Source organism: Pseudoxanthomonas taiwanensis (assembly GCF_010093135.1).
Classification (GTDB): domain Bacteria; phylum Pseudomonadota; class Gammaproteobacteria; order Xanthomonadales; family Xanthomonadaceae; genus Pseudoxanthomonas; species Pseudoxanthomonas taiwanensis.
This window is the reverse complement of sequence record NZ_PDWK01000059.1, coordinates 1-18,890: the sequence shown is the minus strand read 5'-3', so window position 1 is coordinate 18,890 and position 18,890 is coordinate 1. Positions and strand designations below refer to the sequence as shown.

Annotated in this window: 15 protein-coding genes and 2 pseudogenes; 9 read left to right on the top strand and 8 right to left on the bottom strand. The window is 73.3% G+C overall.

From position 1 onward, the window contains the following. Window positions 1-181: 181 nt before the first annotated feature. Window positions 182-1,078: pseudogene (locus CR938_RS14860) on the top strand (GGDEF domain-containing protein); the annotation flags it as partial. Between the two features lie 43 nt (window positions 1,079-1,121). Here CR938_RS14860 and tyrS read toward each other — a convergent pair. Further along, window positions 1,122-2,330, bottom strand: a complete 1,209-nt coding sequence (tyrS, locus tag CR938_RS11090; RefSeq protein WP_162125072.1) for a tyrosine--tRNA ligase — start codon at window positions 2,328-2,330, stop codon at window positions 1,122-1,124. A gap of 182 nt (window positions 2,331-2,512) precedes the next feature. On the opposite strand from tyrS, the gene CR938_RS11085 reads away from it, so the two are divergent. Both CR938_RS11085 and CR938_RS11080 read left to right on the top strand, forming a co-directional pair. After that, window positions 2,513-3,934 (top strand): peptidoglycan DD-metalloendopeptidase family protein, encoded by a 1,422-nt coding sequence (locus CR938_RS11085; RefSeq protein WP_162125071.1) that lies wholly within the window; start codon window positions 2,513-2,515, stop codon window positions 3,932-3,934. 19 nt (window positions 3,935-3,953) lie between these two features. Further along, window positions 3,954-5,075: an anhydro-N-acetylmuramic acid kinase gene (locus CR938_RS11080; protein ID WP_162125070.1), complete on the top strand. Its 1,122-nt coding sequence runs from the start codon at window positions 3,954-3,956 to the stop codon at window positions 5,073-5,075. A gap of 70 nt (window positions 5,076-5,145) precedes the next feature. On the opposite strand, the gene CR938_RS11075 is transcribed toward CR938_RS11080, so the two are convergent. The 3 genes from CR938_RS11075 to CR938_RS11065 all read right to left on the bottom strand — a co-directional run bounded on the left by CR938_RS11075 (window position 5,146) and on the right by CR938_RS11065 (window position 9,880). Further along, entirely contained in the window at window positions 5,146-8,172 is a 3,027-nt protein-coding gene (locus tag CR938_RS11075; protein WP_162125069.1) for a TonB-dependent receptor, read from the bottom strand. An 84-nt stretch (window positions 8,173-8,256) separates the two neighbouring features. Beyond that, a complete protein-coding gene (locus CR938_RS11070; protein ID WP_162125068.1) occupies window positions 8,257-9,315 on the bottom strand; it encodes a FecR family protein in 1,059 nt (352 codons plus the stop codon). Then, window positions 9,293-9,880 (bottom strand): RNA polymerase sigma factor, encoded by a 588-nt coding sequence (locus CR938_RS11065; protein ID WP_162125067.1) that lies wholly within the window; start codon window positions 9,878-9,880, stop codon window positions 9,293-9,295. Before CR938_RS11065 ends, CR938_RS11070 begins: the two co-directional genes overlap by 23 nt. 28 nt (window positions 9,881-9,908) lie before the next feature. Here CR938_RS11065 and CR938_RS14695 point away from each other — a divergent pair. The 4 genes and pseudogenes from CR938_RS14695 to CR938_RS14680 all read left to right on the top strand — a co-directional run. Then, window positions 9,909-10,745 (top strand): annotated as a pseudogene (locus CR938_RS14695) (cyanophycinase); the annotation flags it as partial. A gap of 180 nt (window positions 10,746-10,925) precedes the next feature. Then, window positions 10,926-11,921, top strand: coding sequence for an isoaspartyl peptidase/L-asparaginase family protein (locus CR938_RS14690; RefSeq protein ID WP_246191060.1), 996 nt, complete (start codon window positions 10,926-10,928; stop codon window positions 11,919-11,921). Between the two features lie 259 nt (window positions 11,922-12,180). Further along, the gene (locus CR938_RS14685; protein ID WP_246191059.1) at window positions 12,181-12,432 is read left to right on the top strand and encodes a hypothetical protein; all 252 of its coding nucleotides are present in this window, start codon (window positions 12,181-12,183) and stop codon (window positions 12,430-12,432) included. Next, the gene (locus CR938_RS14680; protein WP_246191058.1) at window positions 12,433-12,891 is read left to right on the top strand and encodes a hypothetical protein; all 459 of its coding nucleotides are present in this window, start codon (window positions 12,433-12,435) and stop codon (window positions 12,889-12,891) included. A gap of 13 nt (window positions 12,892-12,904) precedes the next feature. On the opposite strand, the gene CR938_RS11050 is transcribed toward CR938_RS14680, so the two are convergent. The 3 genes from CR938_RS11050 to CR938_RS11040 all read right to left on the bottom strand — a co-directional run bounded on the left by CR938_RS11050 (window position 12,905) and on the right by CR938_RS11040 (window position 15,300). Then, entirely contained in the window at window positions 12,905-13,132 is a 228-nt protein-coding gene (locus tag CR938_RS11050) for a hypothetical protein (protein WP_162125065.1), read from the bottom strand. A 66-nt stretch (window positions 13,133-13,198) separates the two neighbouring features. Beyond that, window positions 13,199-14,491, bottom strand: a complete 1,293-nt coding sequence (locus tag CR938_RS11045) for an AmpG family muropeptide MFS transporter (protein WP_162125064.1) — start codon at window positions 14,489-14,491, stop codon at window positions 13,199-13,201. Further along, window positions 14,488-15,300, bottom strand: a complete 813-nt coding sequence (locus tag CR938_RS11040) for an exodeoxyribonuclease III (RefSeq protein ID WP_162125063.1) — start codon at window positions 15,298-15,300, stop codon at window positions 14,488-14,490. Before CR938_RS11040 ends, CR938_RS11045 begins: the two co-directional genes overlap by 4 nt. Window positions 15,301-15,428: 128 nt before the next feature. Between CR938_RS11040 and pyrE the strand changes: the two genes are divergently transcribed. Then, window positions 15,429-16,088 carry an orotate phosphoribosyltransferase gene (pyrE, locus tag CR938_RS11035; RefSeq protein ID WP_162125062.1) on the top strand — a complete coding sequence of 220 codons (660 nt, stop codon included), beginning with the start codon at window positions 15,429-15,431 and terminating at the stop codon, window positions 16,086-16,088. A 31-nt stretch (window positions 16,089-16,119) separates the two neighbouring features. Then, window positions 16,120-16,815 carry a hypothetical protein gene (locus CR938_RS11030; RefSeq protein ID WP_425502442.1) on the top strand — a complete coding sequence of 232 codons (696 nt, stop codon included), beginning with the start codon at window positions 16,120-16,122 and terminating at the stop codon, window positions 16,813-16,815. 21 nt (window positions 16,816-16,836) lie between these two features. On the opposite strand, the gene CR938_RS11025 is transcribed toward CR938_RS11030, so the two are convergent. After that, window positions 16,837-18,753, bottom strand: a complete 1,917-nt coding sequence (locus CR938_RS11025) for a phosphomannomutase/phosphoglucomutase (protein ID WP_246191057.1) — start codon at window positions 18,751-18,753, stop codon at window positions 16,837-16,839. Window positions 18,754-18,890: the final 137 nt, after the last annotated feature.

The window sequence follows — 18,890 nt, the reverse complement described above, 5'->3', positions numbered from 1 at the left end:
GAGCACTTGAAGGTTGTCCAGCGACACATTGCCCCGCTGCCGCGGCAGGCAATCCTCGATACGCGCGAATTGCGCAGGCGTAAGTTCCATGCGCAGTATGTTAGCACGTAGTGTTAACAGGCCCTAGCTGGCCCGCGCCGGCGCCTCCGGCGCCACCACCGCGGCGGCCACGGCCGGCGGGATGCTGGCCTGCGGCGGCCTGGCGGTGATGGCCGGCTCCCTGGTGAAGTTCGTGCAGCAGCGTCCGCTGAGCCGCGCCGAATGGACCCTGGTGCCGGCGCTGGCCGTGCTGCCGCTGCTGGCCTGGCTGGCCGGCGACGCGATCGACGACCAGGGCGCGGCGATGAGCCTGGCCGGGCTGGTGCTGCTGGGCGTGCTGCTGTGGCAGCTGCGCCGCCTGGACATGCCGCCGCTGCGGGTGCCGGCGCGCCTGGTGATGGCCGCCGCGGTGGTCCTGGCCTGGCTGTACGAACGCGACCTGCTGCAGGCCCTGACCGGCCGCTACGGGCCCAACGAGGCCTGGGTCAACGTCGACCTGGCGCTGTGGTACCTGGTCAACTTCTGCATGCTGATGCTGGCCAGCTTCCGCGCCGCCGAATCGCTGCGCCAGACCGCGATGCTGGACCCGCTCACCGGCACCCTCAACCGCCGCGGCCTGTTCGCCCGCCTGGACCCGGAGCTGGAACGGCTCACCCGCGAGGCGAACCTGGCGGTGATCGCCCTGGACCTGGACCGCTTCAAGCAGGTCAACGACCGCTACGGGCACGAGATCGGCGACCTGGTGCTGCAGAAGCTGTGCGACACCATCCGCGCGCAGACCCGCGAGCAGGACGTGTTCGCACGCACCGGCGGCGAGGAGTTCGTCATCGTGGTGACCGGGCCGGAGGCGCGCAACGCACGGGAACTGGCCGAGCGCATCCGCGCCGCGCTGGCCGGCACCCGCCTGGACCCGCCGGCGCCGCCGGTGCAGGTGACCGCCAGCTTCGGCGTGGCGCTCTCGCCGCGGCCGATGCCGCTGTCCATGCTGATGCGCGCGGCCGACGAGGCGCTGTACTCGGCCAAGCGCGGCGGCCGCGACTGCGTGGTCACGCAGACGCTCCGGCGCGGCGGGCCGCGCCGGCTCAGGCGGCGACCAGGCGGACCCGGGCGAAGTTGCGCTTGCCCACCTGCAGCACGCCCTCGAAGCCGGGGCGGAAGCTCAGCTGCGGGTCCTCGACCACCGCACCGTCCACGCGCACCGCGCGCTCCTTCAGCTTGCGGTTGGCCTCGGAGTTGGACGGGGTGATGCCGGCGGCGGTCAGCAGCGCGGCGATGCGGATGCCCTCGGCGGGGATGGCCACCTCCTGCAGCGGCAGCAGCGAGGTGTCGCCCCGGCCGGTGACCGCGGCGTGCCAGCCGGCGATGGCCTGCTCGGCCGCGGCCGCACCGTGGAAGCGCGCGGCCAGCTCGCGCGCCAGGCGCAGCTTGACGTCGCGCGGGTTGAGGCCGGCGGCCACCTCCTCGCGCAGCCTGCGCGCCTCGGCGGCGGTGATCTCGAAGCTGAGCAGCTCGATCCACTTCCACATCAGCTCGTCGCCGATCCTCATCGTCTTGTTGACGATGTCGATCGCCGGCTCGGTGATGCCGATGTAGTTGCCCAGCGACTTGCTCATCTTGTGCACGCCGTCCAGGCCTTCCAGCAGCGGCATGGTCAGCACGATCTGCGGCGGCTGGCCGAAGTGCTCCTGCAGGCCGCGGCCCATGAGCAGGTTGAACTTCTGGTCGGTGCCGCCCAGCTCCACGTCGGCCTGCAGCGCCACCGAGTCGTAGCCCTGCACCAGCGGGTAGAGGAACTCGTGGATGGCGATGGACTGCTGCGCGGCGAAGCGCTTGGCGAAGTCGTCGCGCTCGAGCATGCGCGCCACGGTGTGCTGGCCGGCCAGGCGGATCATGTCCGCCGCGCTCATCTTCCCGAACCACTCGCTGTTGAAGCGCACCTCGGTGCGCCCGCGGTCCAGCACCTTGAACACCTGCTCGGCGTAGGTCTCCGCGTTGGCCAGCACCTCCTCGCGGGTGAGCGGCTTGCGGGTGGCGCTCTTGCCGGTCGGGTCGCCGATCATCCCGGTGAAGTCGCCGATCAGGAAGATCACCTGGTGTCCCAGGTCCTGGAACTGGCGCATCTTGTTCAGCAGCACCGTATGGCCCAGGTGCAGGTCCGGCGCGGTGGGGTCGAAGCCGGCCTTGACCCGGAGCGGGCGGCCGAGCTTCAGCCGCGATTCCAGCTCCTCGACCTTGAGGATCTCGTCGGCGCCCCGGCTGATCAGGGCGATGGATTCTTCGATGGACGACACAGAATGGCTCCGGTGGGGGACGCGCGGCGCCCTGACAAACTTGAACGCGATGTTAAGTGCTAGTTAACCGCGGCGCCAGCGGAAAGTTCATTAACATCAATGGTTTGACGCGGGGATTTCAGGTGACTATGGTACGCCCCGGCAGGGCCACGCCCCAGGGGCCCGTGAAGGAAACCCGCTCGATGCCCCTGACCGACCACGGCCGCATCCGCAAGCAGCAGTTCCACGGCCGCCTCGGCGTCCTCCACCACCGTCTCCTCCACCGCAAGCTCAGGCAGCGGTTCCCCGCGGCATTCAACACCCGCTGGACCCGCCGCCACTGGCTGCACGCCAGCCTGTTCGCCACCCTCGGCGCGCTGGTGGCCACCATCGTCCCCGGTTTCTCCTCGCAGCTGCCGCCGGCCTCGCAGGCCCATGCCACGCTGCCACTGAGCCTGCCGCCGCTGAGCGTGGACGCGCCGGCGGCCCAGCCCGGGCACCAGTGGGAGGTGGTGCAGGTGGAGCGCGGCCAGACCCTCGGCGCCCTGTTCGCGCGGATGGGCGTGCCGGTCGAGGTGATGCACCGCATCCTCGAGCGGCCCGGCAACCGCGAGGCGCTGACCCGCCTCAAACCCGGCACCGAGCTGGCCTTCGCCCTGGACGAGCAGGGCAGGCTGCGCGGCTTCCGCTTCGACCGCAGCCCCACCGAGCGCGTGGAGCTGCACGTGGACGGCGACGAGATCCACGAGAAGGTGCACGAGCGCGCCACCACCACCCGGATCGCCGTCACCAGCGCCGAGATCGAGCACTCGCTGTACGCCGCCGGCCGCAAGGCCGGACTCAGCCCGGCGGCCATCGCGGTGATGACCGACGAGATCTTCACCTACGACATCGACTTCAAGGACGTGCAGCCGGGCGACCGCTTCAGCGCGGTGGTCGAGGAGACCTGGCGCGACGGCGAGCGCATCGGCCCCGGCCGCATCCTGGCCGCGTCCTTCACCACCGGCGGCAAGACCTACACCGGCGTGCGCTTCGAGTACGAAGGCAAGGTCGGCTATTACACCCCGGACGGGCGGCCGCTGAAGAAGAGCTTCATCCGCATGCCGATCCCGTACGCGCGCCTGACCTCGCGCTTCGGTTCGCGCAAGCACCCGGTGCTGGGCACCATGCGCATGCACAAGGGCGTGGACTACGCCGCCAGCCCCGGCACCCCGATCATGGCCGCCGGCGACGCGCGCGTGCAGTTCGTCGGCCAGCAGCGCGGCTATGGCAACGTGGTGATCCTGGACCATGGCCGCGGCCACACCACCCTGTACGCGCACATGTCGCGCTTCGGCAAGATCCGCCAGGGCCAGCGCGTGTCCCAGGGCACGGTGATCGGCTACGTCGGCTCCACCGGCCTGGCCACCGGCCCGCACCTGCACTACGAGTTCCGCGTCAACGGCGTGCACCGCAATCCGCTGTCGGTGACCCTGCCGCCGCCGGAGCCGCTCAAGGGCGCCGCCCTGGCCGCGTTCCGCCGGCAGACCGCCCCGACCCTGGCGCACATGCAGCAGATGGAGAAGCTGATGTTCGCCGACGCCGACGCCGGCAAGTCCGGCGGCAAGGCGGACAAGCGCGGCTGAGGCGGGCACCGCGCCTACAATGGCGCGCATGCCGCATCTCTTCCTTGGCCTGATCTCCGGCACCAGCGCCGACGGCATCGACGCCGCGCTGGTCGAGTTCCCCGACGGCCCGTCCACCGCCGGCCTGCGCCTGGTGGCCGCCCGCACCCACCCGTGGGAGGCGGCCCTGCGCGAGCGTCTGGTGGCCATCGGCCAGGGCGGCGAGCCACGCTCGCTGAACGAGCTGGGCCGGCTGGACGTGCAGGTGGGCGAGGCCTTCGCCGCCGCCGCGCGGGCGCTGCTGGAGCAGGCCGGGATCGCCCCGGCGCAGGTGGCGGCGATCGGCTCGCACGGCCAGACCATCCGCCACCGTCCGCACGGGGAGGCGCCCTTCACCCTGCAGATCGGCGACGGCGCGGTGATCGCCGAGCGCACCGGCATCACCACCGTGTGCGACTTCCGCCGCCGCGATGTGGCCGCCGGCGGCCAGGGCGCGCCTCTGGTGCCGGCCTTCCACGCCGCGCTGCTGCATGCGCCGGACGAGGACCGCGCGGTGCTCAACCTCGGCGGCATCGGCAACTACACCCTGCTGCCGCGCGCCGGCGCGGTGCGCGGCTTCGACACCGGCCCGGCCAACGCCCTGCTCGATGCCTGGTGCCAGCGCCACACCGGCGCCGCCTACGACGCCGGCGGCGCGTTCGCCGCCAGCGGCACGGTGGACCAGGCGCTGCTGGCACGGCTGCGGGCCGAGCCCTGGTTCGCCCTGCCACCGCCCAAGAGCACCGGCCGCGAGCACTTCCACCTGGAGTGGGTGCAGGCGCGGCTGCGCGGTGGCGAGGCCCCGGCCGACGTGCAGGCCACCCTGCTGGAGCTGAGCGCGGCCACCGCCGCCGATGCGCTGCGCGCGCACCAGCCGGGCACCGCGCGGGTGCTGGTGTGCGGCGGCGGGGTGCGCAACCCGCTGTTGATGGCGCGCCTGGCCGCGCGCCTGCCCGGCGTGGTGGTGGAGTCCACCGCCGTGCACGGGCTGGACCCGGACTACGTCGAGGCCATGGCCTTCGCCTGGCTGGCGCGGCAGACCCTGGCCGGCCTGCCCGGCAACCTGCCGGCGGTCACCGGCGCGCGCGGGCCGCGCGTGCTGGGGGTGGTCCACCCGGCCTGATCCGGCCGCTGCGGCGCACGGAAAGGCGCCGCGGCCGGGACCGCGGCGCCCATGCCCTCCCGGGCGGCGCCTACGGTCCGCTGCCGCCGAAGCGGTGGGTGAACTGCAGGTGGATCTGCCGGCCCACCGAGTCGAACCAGGCGATGTCGTAGTACGGATACGCCGTGTAGGTCGGATCCCTCGGCGGCATCCTGTTGGCCAGGTTGACCACCGACAGGCTCAGCCGCGAGCGCGCGTCGAAGCGGTACTGCACCGAGGCGTTGTAGCGGTAGGTGGCCGCGATCCACGGGCCCGGATCGCCCTCCTCCCACACCTGGTCGTAGGACCAGCCGTTGGGCAGGCGGCCCAGGCGCTGCCCGTACAGGGTCACCGCCCAGGCATCGCGCTCCCAGCCCAGGCTGGCGCCGCTCTTGGTCCGCGGGATGTCGAAGCCGCTGTTGATGGCGAACTGGTCCTCGACCGGGTCGCCCGGGAACTGCTGGTACTCGTGCTCCTTCACCCAGGTGTGGTTGAAGGCGAGGGTGAAGCGGCCGATGCCGGTGTCCAGGCGGTAGCGCGCGGCCACGTCCACACCGCTGGTGTACTCGCGGGCGACGTTGACCGGGCTGACGTGGATGCCGTACAGCGCGCCGCTGGTGGCGCTGCGGGACACCCGCGCCAGCGCGTCCACGCAGGTCGGCGAGGCCGGGTCCAGGCTGCCCAGGCGGCAGGCGGCCTCGTCGCGCAGGATCGCGTCCACACGCATGTCCTGCACCTGGTCGCGCATGTCGATGTCGAACCAGTCGGCGGAGATGTCCAGGCCCTCGAGCGGCGACCACACGAAGCCGGCGGTCCAGGAGGTGCTGGTCTCCGGCTCCAGCTCGCGGTTGCCGGCGCGGGTGCGGATCAGGCCCTCGTCGTAGTCGGAGCAGTCGTCGGCCCCGTCCACCAGGCACCGGTAGTAGTCGATGCCCGAGGTCTCGTCGTTGCCGGTGCCGGCGAAGACGTAGTGCAGGTCGGCGGCGCGGAAGGCGGTACCGTAGGAGCCGCGCAGCAGCAGGGTCTGGACCGGGCGCCACTCCAGGCCCGCGCTCCAGGTGGCCTTGCCCACCGAGTTGCCGGCGTAGCGGTACTGGTCGTAGCGGCCGGCCAGGCTCAGGTTGAGGGTGTCGTGCAGCGGCAGGCGCAGCTCGGCGGCGGTGGCCCAGCGGTTGCGGCTGCCGTGGCCGTCGGAGTCCTTCCAGCTGTAGTAGTGGTACTGCGTGGCCAGCGGGTCGGGGTTGAGATCGTAGGCCTGGTGGCCCAGCTCCACGGTGGCGGCGAAACCGGCATCGCCGCCCGGCAGGCGGAACAGCTCGCCGGTGGCCACGGTCAGGGCCAGGGTGCCGGTCTCCGACTCGGGGTGGTACACGCTGCGCGCGGCGATGGCGTCGTACTCGGCGCGGGTCAGCGGCCGGTACAGGCGCGCCGGGTCGGCGTCGTAGACCGGGAAGCCGTCGTCGTCCACGCCCAGCTGCGGGCCGAGGAACAGCTCGTTGGCGCGCGCGGCCACGATCTGCGGCCAGCTGATGGTGGCCCTGTACTGCGACCAGCCCAGCGAGGCCTCGTAGTCCCACGCCTCGCCCATCCTGCCCTTGAAGCCGGTGGTCAGGCCGAAGGTCTTCTGCGTGGTTTCGATCATGTTGCGGTCCAGGCCGCCGATCTCCTCCGGCGAGAACTGGCGCTGCCAGTACTCCACCTGGCCGGTGACCCGGTTGAAGAAGTAGCCCTCCTCGTTGCCGTCGGCGCCCATGTGGCTCCACGAGGTCACGTCGCGGAACAGGGCCACGTCGTGGTGGCCGGCCTGCACGTCGGCGAACCACTCGCTGCCGTTGTCGAACAGGTAGGTCAGCGAGGCGTAGGCATTCACCCCTCGGCGCTTGCTGAGGATGGTGCCGTAGCCGATGGCCTCGTCGCTGCCGCAGTAGTAGCCGTAGCGCGGGCGGTAGGCGTGGTAGGTGGTCCCGCGGTTCTGCCCGGCCAGGGCATCGCAGGCGGCCTGGCCCGGGTCGATGTAGTCGTCCCACCAGTCGGTGCGCAGGTAGGCACGGCGGGCGATGCGGGTGTTGGCGGTGGGCGCGTCCCGGGTCGAGTCCTGGATGTCGCGCTCGTAGGCCCACAGCGGCACCTGCGAGACCAGGTCGACGCTGTACACGCCGCCCAGGCGGCCGCGCTCGAAGCCGCCGACCAGGCTGGCCTCGAAGGACTCGCCGCCGCCCTCGCTGGTGGGGCCCATGCGCCCGTCCACGGTGGTGCCGTCGGCACGCTTCCTGAGGATGAAGTTGACCACGCCGGAGATGGCGTCCGAGCCGTAGATGGCCGAGGCGCTGCCGGTCAGCACCTCCACCCGCTCGATCATCGCCACCGGGATGTTGGAGATGTCGGTGAAGTTGCTGCGGCCCTTGAACGGCAGCGGGAAATCGGCGATGCGGCGGCCGTTGACCAGCACCAGGGTGTGGTTGGGACCGAGGCCACGCAGGTCCACCTGCTGCGCGCCGGGCGAGAAGTCGGCGCCGCTGGCCGACTGCTGGCTCTGGGTTTCGCCGCTGTTCTGGGTCAGGCCACGCAGGATGTCCGGCACGGTGGTAAAGCCGTTGGCCTGGATCTGCTCGGCGGTGACCACGGTGATCGGCGCCGGGCCCTCGATCTGCGCGCGCGGGATGCGCGAGCCGGTGACCTGCACCGTGTCGATGTGGACGATCTCCTGCGGCGCCTCCGCCGCGGACGCGGCCGGCTGCGGCGCGGCGCGGGCCGGCGCGGGGGCCGGCGCCGGATCCTGGCGGGCCACCAGCAAAGCGCCGCTGGCCTGGTCGCGGCGGGCGGCCAGGCCGCTGCCGCGCAGCAGCTGCTCCAGCGCCTGGTCGGCGGAAGTGGCGCCGCGCACCCCGGCGGTGCGGCGACCCTTCAGGTCCTCGGCCCGGTACACCAGCTGGGTGCCGGACTGGCGGGCCCGGGCGTTGAGGGCGGCCGCCCGGTCGCCGGCGGGCACATCGATGTGGGGGGAACGGGCCTGCGCCTGGGCCGCCAGGGCGACCGAACAGGCCAGGGTCAGCAACAGGACACGCGAGGGCGCATGCATCGGTTCTTTCTCTCCCGTGCCGGGACGGCACGCTCATCCTGCTGTGACGAACGAGGCGGCCGTTGCCCCCATCCCGGGGAAGCGTCAGCGCGCGTACAGCACGATCCGGTCCGGGTGCCGCTCGGCGCGCACCGGGAAGCCCTGCTCGAGCAGGCCGACGAAGGCGTCCAGGTTCGACCAGCGGAAGTGGCCGCCGACGCGCAGCGCGGCCACCGCCGGGTCGGCCAGCTCCAGGCGGCGCAGGTTGAAGCGGTTGAACTCGGCCGCCGCCTGTTCCAGCGGCGTGTCGTCGAAGACCAGGAAGCCGTCGCGCCACTCCAGGTAGCGCTGCGCCTCCTCCACCGGCAGGTTGCGCACCAGCACCCCGTCTCCGCCGGCGGTGGCCACGCTGCCGGCCGGCAGCAGCGACACCGGCCGCGGCGCGCCGGCACCGGGCAGGTCCTCCAGGCGCACCCTGCCCTCGGTCACCACCACCCGCAGCGCCCCGGCCTCGCGCCTCACCGCGTAGCGGGTGCCCACCGCGACGGCGCGGTAGCCGCCGGCCTCCACCGCGAACGGGCGTGCCGGGTCGCGCGCCACCTCGAACAGGGCCTCGCCCTGCTCCAGCACCCCCCGGCCCTGGCCGCGGTCCAGGTACACGGCCAGGCGGGTGCCGCTGCTGAGCGTGGCGCGCGAGCCGTCGGCCAGCGCCACCTCCCGCACCTGGCCAACCGCGCTGGCGTAGTGGGCCTGCTGCCGGCCGGACAGCTGCCAGGCGCCCCAGCCCGCGCCGGCGGCCATCGCCAGCGCCAGGCAGGCGGCCAGCCGCCGCGGCCAGCGCGCGGGCCGGGGCGGGGGACGCGGGGCGAAGCGCAGCGCGCGCAGATCGGGCACCGGCGATGCGGCCGGGGCTCCGTCGCCGGCAGCCCAGGCTGCCCAGCGGCCGCGCTCGGGCACCTGGCCCGGCGGCAGGCCCGCGGCCAGCGCGCGCAGGCGCCCGGCCTGCTCCCAGGCCGCATGCAGGCGCAGCCAGGCCACGCGGTGCTCGGTGCGCTGCTCCAGCCAGGCCTCCAGGGCCTGCTGGTCGCGCGCGCTCCACGCGCCCGATTCGCGCCGCGCCAGCCACTGCGCGGCGGTGCGCTCAATCGTCCTGCTGTCGTCCATGGCCTTCCTCCAGGGGCGCGGCTGCGGCCGGCGCCCCGCGCCCACGCGCCGGGTCGCCGCCGAACAGGTGGTCGGCGATCAGGCGCATGCCCTTGGCCAGGTGCTTCTCCACGGTCCTCCCGCTGATGCCCAGGCGCCGCGCGACCTCCTGCTGCGGCAGCTCCTCCACCCGGCGCAGCCACACCACCTCGCGGCAGCGGTCCGGCAGCGCGTCCAGCGCCTCCACCAGGCGCCGCAGCGCCTGGCGGCCGCCAGTCCAGCGCTCGGGGCAGAGCTCGTCGATGGGGTAGACGTTCGAGGACTCGAAATCCCCCATCGGCTCGATCGACACCACCCGGCTGCGGCGCACCCGGTCGGTCATCAGGTGGCGCGCGGTGGCGAACAGGAACGCCCGCGGCGAGGCCGGGCGTTCGCGGCGGGCGGCCTCGTAGACCCGCGCGTAGACCTCCTGGCGCAGGTCGTGCAGCTCGTCGCGGTGCGGCCAGCAGCGCTGCAGGTATCCGGCCAGCGCGCGCTCGTGCACCAGGATCTCGCGGACGAACCATGCGTCGAGGTCGTTGAGCATGGCCGCACTCTAGCCCAGCGATGGGGGCATGCGCGCGCCGGTTCGTCTAGTACCTTGGTGCAGGCCGCGGCACGGTGCCGCGGACGGATCCGTTGTGGGAGCAGGTGCGATGAGCAGACGCGTGGGTACGGTGTGGAAGCTGGCCGGGCTGGCCCTGGCCTGGGCGCTGGCCGCCTCGGCGGCGGCGGCCGAGTACGGGCATTACCTGGTCGGCGACCGCACGGCCAGGACGCCCGGCAAGGTGCAGCCCGGTCTGCTGCTGATGGGCGGCGGCGACCGCAACCACGACGCCCTGCGCTGGTTCATGGCCAAGGCCGGCCATGGCCACATCGTGGTCCTGCGCGCCTCCCAGGGCGGGGAGATCGGCGAGGAGTTCCACAACGAGGTCGGCGGCGTCGCCTCGGTGGAGACCTTCGTGTTCCACGACCGCGCGGCGGCCTACGACCGCGCCGTGCTGCGCGCGCTCAGGCGCGCCGACGGCATCTTCATCGCCGGCGGCCACCAGGCGCGCTACGTGCGCTTCTGGCGCGGCACGCCGGTGGTCGCGGCGCTGGAGGCGCACGTGCGCGCCGGCAAGCCGCTGGGCGGCACCAGCGCCGGCCTGGCAATCCTGGGCGAGTACCTGTACGGGGCGATGGACGGCGGCAGCATCACCAGCCCGCAGGCTCTGGCCGATCCGCTGGGCGATGCGGTCACCATCGAGACCGGCTTCCTGCGCCTGGCCCTGCTCGAGGGCGTGCTCACCGACACCCACTTCGGCGAACGCGACCGCCTGGGCCGGCTGCTGGCCTTCCTGGCCAAGGCCGAGGCCATGGCCGGCCGGCCGCTGCTGGGGCTGGGCGTGGACGAGGACGCGGCGGTGGCGGTGGAAGCCGACGGCCGCGCGCGCGTGTACGCCTCCGCACCGGGCGCCGGCGCCACCGTCGTGCGCGGCCCGCTGGCCGCGCAGGCGCAGGACGCACCGATGCGCCAGGAACGGGTGCAGGTGCTGGTGGCCGGCCCGGATTCGGTGCTGCACCTGCCCTCGGGCGAGGTGGAGAACCCGCTGGCGCGGCGCGACTTTGCGGTGCGCGACGGCGTGCTGGTGGCCCTGGACCGGCCGCTGCTGGTGGTCCACGGCGGCGCCGGCGTGGAGCCGGGCGACCTCACCGCGGAGGAGGAGCAGGCCGCGCGCGCGGCGCTGGCCGAGGCGCTGCGCGCTGGCTACGCGCGGCTGCAGGCCGGCATGCCGGCGCTGGACGCGGTGACCGCGGCGGTGACCGTGCTGGAGGACGCGCCGATGTTCAACGCCGGGCGCGGCGCGGTGTTCACCCACGACGGCCGCAACGAGCTGGACACCTCGATCATGGACGGTGCCAGCGGCCGCGCCGGCGCGGCGGCGGGCCTGCACCGCGTGCGCAACCCGATCACCCTGGCGCGGGCGATCATGGAAAAGTCGCGCCACGTGATGATGGTCGGCGACGGCGCCGAGCAGTTCGCCAGGGAACAGGGCATCGCCCTGGTGGATCCGTCCTACTTCCGCACCGAGAAGCGCTGGCGCCAGTTGCAGCAGGCGCTGCAGGACGACAGCAAGCCGCACGCGCTGCACTCGGACGCACCGGCCAGGGCCTACTTCGGCACGGTGGGCGCGGTGGCGCTGGACGCCGATGGCCGCCTGGCCGCCGGCACCTCCACCGGCGGCATGACCAACAAGCGCTACGGCCGCGTGGGTGACTCGCCGATCATCGGCGCCGGCACCTGGGCCGACGCACGCTGCGCCGTGTCCGGCACCGGCTGGGGCGAGTTCTACATCCGCACCGCCGCCGCGCACGAGATCTGCGCGCGCGTGCGCCTGTCCGGCAGCAGCCTGGCCCGCGCCGCCGACGAGGTCATCAACCGGCTGGTCCCGCAGGCCGGCGGCGACGGCGGCGCGATCGCCCTGGACGCGCAGGGCAAGGCCGCCTTCCCGTTCAACACCGGCGGCATGGACCGCGGCTGGATCGGCGCCGCCGGCGGGCCGCACGTGGCCATCTGGCGCGACGAGCCGCTGCCGCTGCCCTGAAGCCGCGCTCCTCCCGCCCGGCGCGGGGCGCCGGGCGGGCCTTCCGGCACGCGCAGGTGGCGTGCCTGGCCTGTTCACGCGGGATCCCCACGGCGGCCTGAACGGACGGCGCGCAGGCTGAAGCGTGGATGACGCAACGTTCCATCCATCGCGCCGGTCGCGCCCCCGGCTGCCGCTAGAATCTGCCCCACGACCTGCGGGCACCACGGCCCCGCCGCGGCCACATCCCGCGCGCTCTCTCCCCCAAGAGTCCCCCGTCGTGAACAAGGAACTGCACATCCTCCGGGCCCATCTGGGCCGTTCGGCGCTGCTGGCGCTGGTCATGGCCACGCCCGTGGCCCTGCTGTACGCCGACATCCACTGGCTGCGCAACAGCGTCGGCGAGTGGTCGCTGGTCGAGCTGACCCAGCTCGGCTTCCTCACCACCACGGTGCTGGCGTTCGTCCGCCTGGCGCGCGCGCGCGAGGACGAGCGCGGCTTCGCCGTGCTGGCCGCCGCCTTCTTCGCCTGAATGCTGGTCCGCGAGCTGGACGCGGTCTGGGACCTGCTGTTCCGCGGCCTGTGGTCGCTGCTGGTCACCGCGGTGGCCGCGGCCGGCCTCGGCTACGCGGTGCGCCACCGCCGCTCCACGCTTGCGGCCCTGGCCCGCTTCCTGGTCTCGCGCTCGGCCGCGGTGATGACCGTGGGCCTGGTGCTGCTGCTGGTGTACTCGCGCCTGTTCGGCATGACCTCGCTGTGGCACGGCCTGCTGGCCGAGCACTACGTGCGCGTGTTCAAGAACGCCGCCGAGGAATGCACCGAACTGCTGGGCTACACGCTGATCATGGCTTCGGCCCTGGCCTACGCCGCCCAGCGCGTGCGCGAGCGGCGCAAGGCCGACGCCGCCGCGCGCCACGCGCCCGGCCGCACGGCGCGCACAGCCGTCGCGGCGCGGCACGCCGCGCAACCGTCGTCGCTGCTGCAGCGCTGAGGCGGCGCCGCGCTCAGAACCCCGGGCCCGGGGGCAGGTCCTTCAGCGCGGAAATGGCCTCGGCCAGGGCGTCGGCCTCGTCCGTCTCCAGGCCGCTGCCGACCTCCTGCTCGACCGCCATCAGACCCTGCTCCAGCAGCCGCAGCGCGGCCTCCTGCACCGTCCAGCCGCGTGCCCTGGCCACGCGCTGGATGCGTTCGGCCAGGCTCGGGTCGATCTCCTGCAGTACCAGCTCCGGCATGGGCATGCGCTCCCGCGGCAGGTCCGTCCCAAGCCTGCCACGATCCGCCGGCCGAGGCGAGACGGTTCAGCCCGCCTCGGCCTCGCGGATGCGCGGCCACAGCCAGGCCAGCAGCGCCAGGGTCGGCACCACGGTCAGCGCCGACAGCACGAAGAAGGTCGAGTACGAGGTGGCCTCGACCAGGTAGCCGGACACGCCGCCGGCGAACTTGCCCGGCAGGTTGGCCAGCGACACCAGCAGGGCGAACTGGGTGGCGGTGAAGTTGCGGTCGGTCAACGACGACATGAAGGCCACCAGCGTGGTCCCGGCGAAGCCCTGGGCCACGTTGTCGGCGGTGATGGCCGCGTAGAACGCCCACAGCTGCGAGGGATACTGCGCCATCAGCAGGAAGGCCAGGTTGGACAGGGCCACGCCCAGCGCGCCGACGAACAGCATGCGCCGGAAGCCGAAGGCGGCCACGCACAGGCCGCCGAGGAAGGCACCGCCGATGCCGGCCCAGATGCCGTACAGCTTGGACACGGTGGCGATGTCGGCCTTGGTGTAGCCGCTGTCCAGGTAGAACGGCCCGGCCATCACCCCGATCACCTGGTCGGGGAACTTGAACAGGCCCACGAACAGCAGCAGCGCCAGGCCCAGGGCGATGCCGTTGCTGGCGAAGAAGCTGGAGAACGGCTGCCAGAACGCGCCGAGGAAATCCACCCGGCGCTGCACCGTGGCCTCCGGCGCCACCGGCTCGCGGCCCAGCAGGGTCGCCGCCACCGGCAGGGCCATCAGCGCGGCCAGCCCCAGGTAGGCCGCCTTCCAGCTGCCGAAGTCGGCCAGGTACAGCGCGCCGGCGCCGCCGGCGATCAGGCCGATGCGGTAGCCCAGGGTGTAGGTGGCCGCCAGCGCGGCCTGCGCCGCGGCCGGGGCGACCTCGATGCGGTAGGCGTCCACCACCGAGTCCTGGGTGGCGCCGGCGAAGGAAGTGAACAGCACCCAGGCCACCAGCGGCCCCACGCCCAGCTCCGGGCGGGTCAGGGCCAGCGCGCCCAGGCCCAGCATCACTCCCAGCTGCGCGGCCAGCAGCCACGAACGGCGGCGGCCGAAGCGGCCCAGCGGCGCGAACAGGTAGCGGTCGATCAGCGGCGCCCAAAGGAACTTCAGCAGGTAGAAGAAGCTGGCCAGGCTGATCAGGCCGATGCTGCCCAGGTCCAGGCCGGCGTCGCGCAGGCGCGTGGACAGGGTCATCGAGGCCACCGGCAGGAACGGCAGGCCGCAGCCGAAGCCGAGCAGGGCCAGGGTCATGGCCGAGGGCGTGCCGAAGGCGCGGCGGATGCCCGCCCAGCCCCGGTAGCCCTGGCCGGAGGCGGCGCTCATCGCAGCGCGCCCTCGTAGTCCACCGTGTACGGCGCGTGGTCGGAGAAGCGCTGTTCGCGGTAGATCGAGCAGGCGCGCAGGCGCGGCGCCAGCGACGGGGTGACGAACTGGTAGTCGATGCGCCAGCCCACGTTGTTGGCGCGCGCCGCGCCGCGGTTGCTCCACCAGGTGTAGTCCTCGCCCTGCGGGTGCAGGACGCGGTAGGTGTCCACCCAGCCGCCCGGCCGCGGCGGGGTGCCGTCGCTGCCCTCGTCCTCGCCGACCAGGCCGTTGAGCCAGGCGCGTTCGGGCGGCAGGCAGCCGGAGTTCTTCTGGTTGGAGGTCCAGTTGCGGATGTCCTTGCGGCAGCGGACGATGTTCCAGTCGCCGCACAGCACGTAGTCGCGGCCGCTGGCCAGCCAGCCCTCCAGGATCGGACCCAGGAACTCCATCACCTGGTACTTGAAGGCCTGGCGCGGCTCGCCGGAGGAACCGGAGGGGATGTAGAACGAGACAACGCTGAGGTTGCCGAAGCGCGCCTCGATGTAGCGGCCCTCCTCGTCGAACTCCGGCCAGCCCAGTGCGGTGATCACCTCGTCCGGCTCACGGCGGGCGTAGATGGCCACGCCGCTGTAGCCCTTCTTCGTGGTGGCGTCGCGGTAGAAGCAGTGATGGCCGTCGGGGCGGTAGCAGGGATCGGCCAGCTGGTGTTCCTGCGACTTGGTCTCCTGCAGGCACACCACGTCCGCGTCCTGCAGGCGCAGCCAGTCGAAGAAGCCCTTGCTGGCGGCCGAGCGGACGCCATTGGCGTTGAAGCTGATGATGCGCATCCGGGAAAGCTGGTGGCGTGGCAAAGGGCTAGCCTACCGGATCGCGTCCGCCGGCGGCGCGGGCGCGCGAACCCGGCCCCGCGCGGCGGCCGCTATCCTATGGGGCCGTTTCCCCGCGACGCCCCCCGATGTCCGACCACCGCACCCGCTTCCTGCAGCTGGCCCTGGAGGCCGACGCGCTGCGCTTCGGCCAGTTCACCCTCAAGTCCGGGCGCGTCTCGCCCTATTTCTTCAACGCCGGCCGCTTCGACAGCGGCGCCCGCCTGGCCGGCCTGGCCGCCTGCTACGCCGACGCGGTGGACGAAGCCGGGCTGGACTTCGACCTGGTGTTCGGGCCGGCCTACAAGGGCATCCCGCTGGCCACCGCGCTGGTATGCGAGTACGCGCGGCGCGGCCGCGACCTGCCGCTGGCGTTCAACCGCAAGGAGGCCAAGGACCACGGCGAGGGCGGCACCCTGGTCGGCGCGCCGCTGGCCGGGCGCCGGGTGCTGGTGGTGGACGACGTGATCACCGCCGGCACCGCCATCCGCGAGGCGCTGGGCATCATCCGCGCCGCCGGCGGCACGGTGTCCGGCATCGTGGTGGCGCTGGACCGGCAGGAGATCGCCTCCGCGCAGGACCGCCGCTCGGCCGCCCAGGCCGTGGCCGCCGAGTCCGGGGTGCCGGTGGTGGCCGTGGCCGGGCTGGGCGACCTGCTTGCATTCGCCGCCGGAAACGACAAACTGGCCGCATACCGCGAGCCGTTGCAGGCCTACCGGGCACGCTACGGCTGCCAACCGACAGGCTGACTAGCAGCAAGGGGGTGCTGCCGTGACGCCGATCCATCCAAGGCCGCTGGCATCGTGGGCCGCCGGCCTGCTCCTTGTCCCGCTGGTCGCGGCGGCGCAACAGAAGGTTCCGGCCGCCAAGAAGCTCTACTGCTGGAACCAGGACGGCCAGCGCATCTGCGCCGACGCCCTGCCACCGGAGGCCGTCACCGCCGAGCGCGAGGAGATCAGCGTCGCCTCCGGTCTGCGCACCGGCCAGGTGCAGCGCGCGCTCACGCCCGAGGAGCGCGCCGCCCAGGCCGAGGAGGAGGCGCGCCGCCGCACCGAGGCCGCCGCCGAGGAGACCCGCCGCCGCACCGACCAGGCCATGCTGACCTCGTTCCAGAACGAGGACGAGCTGCGCCGGGTGTTCGCCGAGCGCGTGACCCTGGTGGAAAACAGCATCAAGACCGCACGCTACAACATCACCAGCCTGCGCGAGGGCCTGGTCACCCTGCTGCGCACCGCCGGCGAGCACGAGCTGGGCGGGCGCAAGGTGCCGGACAAGCTGGCCGGCGACATCCGCGAGCGCCACGCCCAGCTGCTGTACAACCAGGCGCTGCAGCGCAGCTTCGAGCGCCAGCGCGCGGCGCTGGACGTGGAGATCGAGCAGACCCTGCAGCGCTACCGCGCGCTCAAGTCCGGCCAGGCGCCGGACGCGGGGGCCACGGCCGCCGCCCCCGCCGGCGGGGTCCCGCCGCGGCAGTAGGGCCGCGGCGGCCGGCCCGCGTCAGAACTCCAGATTCGCCTCCGGCAGCAGCTCGCGCAGCTGCTCGCGGTACAGTGCGCGGATGCGCTCCAGTGCCTGCTCGTCGTCGGCCTCGAAGCGCAGCACCAGCACCGGCGTGGTGTTGGAGGCGCGCAGCAGGCCCCAGCCGTCGGCCCAGTCGGCACGCAGGCCGTCGATGGTGGTCAGGCGCGCGCCGGCGAACGGGCCGTCCGGCGCCTGCGCCGCGGCCGAGAAGCGCGCCACGATGGCATGCGGGTCGTCCTCCACCGGCACCTTGATCTCCGGGGTGGACACGGCGTCGGGCAGCGCGCCCAGCACCTCCGAAGGGCTCTCCTCGCGGCCGGCCAGGATCTCCAGCAGGCGCGCGGCCGAGTACAGGCCGTCGTCGAAGCCGTACCAGCGCTCCTTGAAGAAGAAGTGGCCACTCATCTCCCCGGCCAGCTCGGCCTCGGTCTCGCGCATCTTGGACTTGATCAGCGAGTGGCCGGTCTTCCACATCAGCGGGCTGCCGCCGTGGCGCAGGATGTGGTCCGACAGCTTGCCGGTGCACTTGACGTCGTAGATGACCAGCGCGCCCGGATTGCGCTGCAGCACGTCCTCGGCGTAGAGCATCAGCAGGCGGTCGGGGAAGATCACCGCGCCCTCGCGGGTGACCACGCCCAGGCGGTCGCCGTCGCCGTCGAAGGCCACGCCCAGGTCGGCGCCGAACTGCTTCACCGTCTCCACCAGGTCCTGCAGGTTGTGCGGCTCGCTCGGATCCGGGTGGTGGTTGGGGAAGGTGCCGTCCACGTCGCAGTACAGCGGCACCACCTCGGCGCCGATGGCCTCCAGCAGGCGCGGGGCGATCTCGCCGGCCACGCCGTTGCCGGCGTCGGCCACCACCTTGAGCGGGCGCTCCAGCTGCACGTCGTCGGCGATGCGGCGGATGTAGGCCTCGGCCACGTCCTCCTGCGCCAGCCGGCCCGGCTCGGCGGCCTGGTGCAGGCGGCCGTCGCGGATGCGCGCGTAAAGATCGGCGATGGCCTCGCCCGACAGGGTCTGGCCGCCGACCACGATCTTGAAGCCGTTGTACTCCGGCGGGTTGTGGCTGCCGGTCACCGCCACGCCACTGCCGGCGCGCAGGTGGTAGGCGGCGAAGTACACCACCGGGGTGGGCACCATGCCCACGTCGATGACGTTGCGGCCGGCGCGGCGCAGGCCCTCGATCAGCCCGCCGGCCAGCTCCGGGCCGGACAGGCGGCCGTCGCGGCCGACCACGATGTCGGTCAGGCCCTCCTCGGCCATCACCGAGCCGATGGCCTGGCCGATCAGCGCGGCCACCTGCGGGGTCAGCTCGCGGCCGACCACGCCACGGATGTCATAGGCACGGAAGATGCCAGGTTCCACTTGTACCTCCACCACGGTTTCCTCGGCCCGCACGGGCACCGGCGGCGGCGGCGCGGCGGCGGCCTCGCGCTGCAGCGCCTCGCCAAAGGTGGGCTCGTCGCTGGCCTCCGCGGCGGCGGCCACCGGGCCGCGGCGCAGCAGGCGCGCGGCCAGCGGGCTGGCCGCCAGCAGCAGCAGCGCCGCCAGCAGCACCAGCAGCACCGCCACCACCAGGCATGGCACCGCACCCAGGCCGGCCGGGCCGCGCTCCACGTTCGGCACCGCCGCGGCGGCGCGCAGGCCGGTGTCGCCGATCGGCCGCGACAGCGCGTCGGCGCTGCGGGCCAGCGCGGTCTGCCCGCGCTCGAACACGGTGTGGCTGCCCTGGCGCAGGGCCAGGTAGGTGCCGTCCGGCAGCGGCGCCTGCTCGAAGCCGGCGGTCAGCAGGTCCAGCGGCAGGCGCACGTAGGCCCCCGCCGGCGCCCCGGCCAGCTCGGCCGGGGCGGCCACGCCCAGGTGCACCTGGCCGTCGTCGCGCACCACCGCGGCCACGGGCCGGCCCCGGCTTGTATGTTCAGGCCAGATCAGCACGGTAGAGTCTGACACGCCGTTGAGGGGGCCAGACCGGTGCGTGCAGTTTGGTAACGGCTGGGGGGTTCGAGCCCGTCTCTGAGTACAGAGCGCACGGC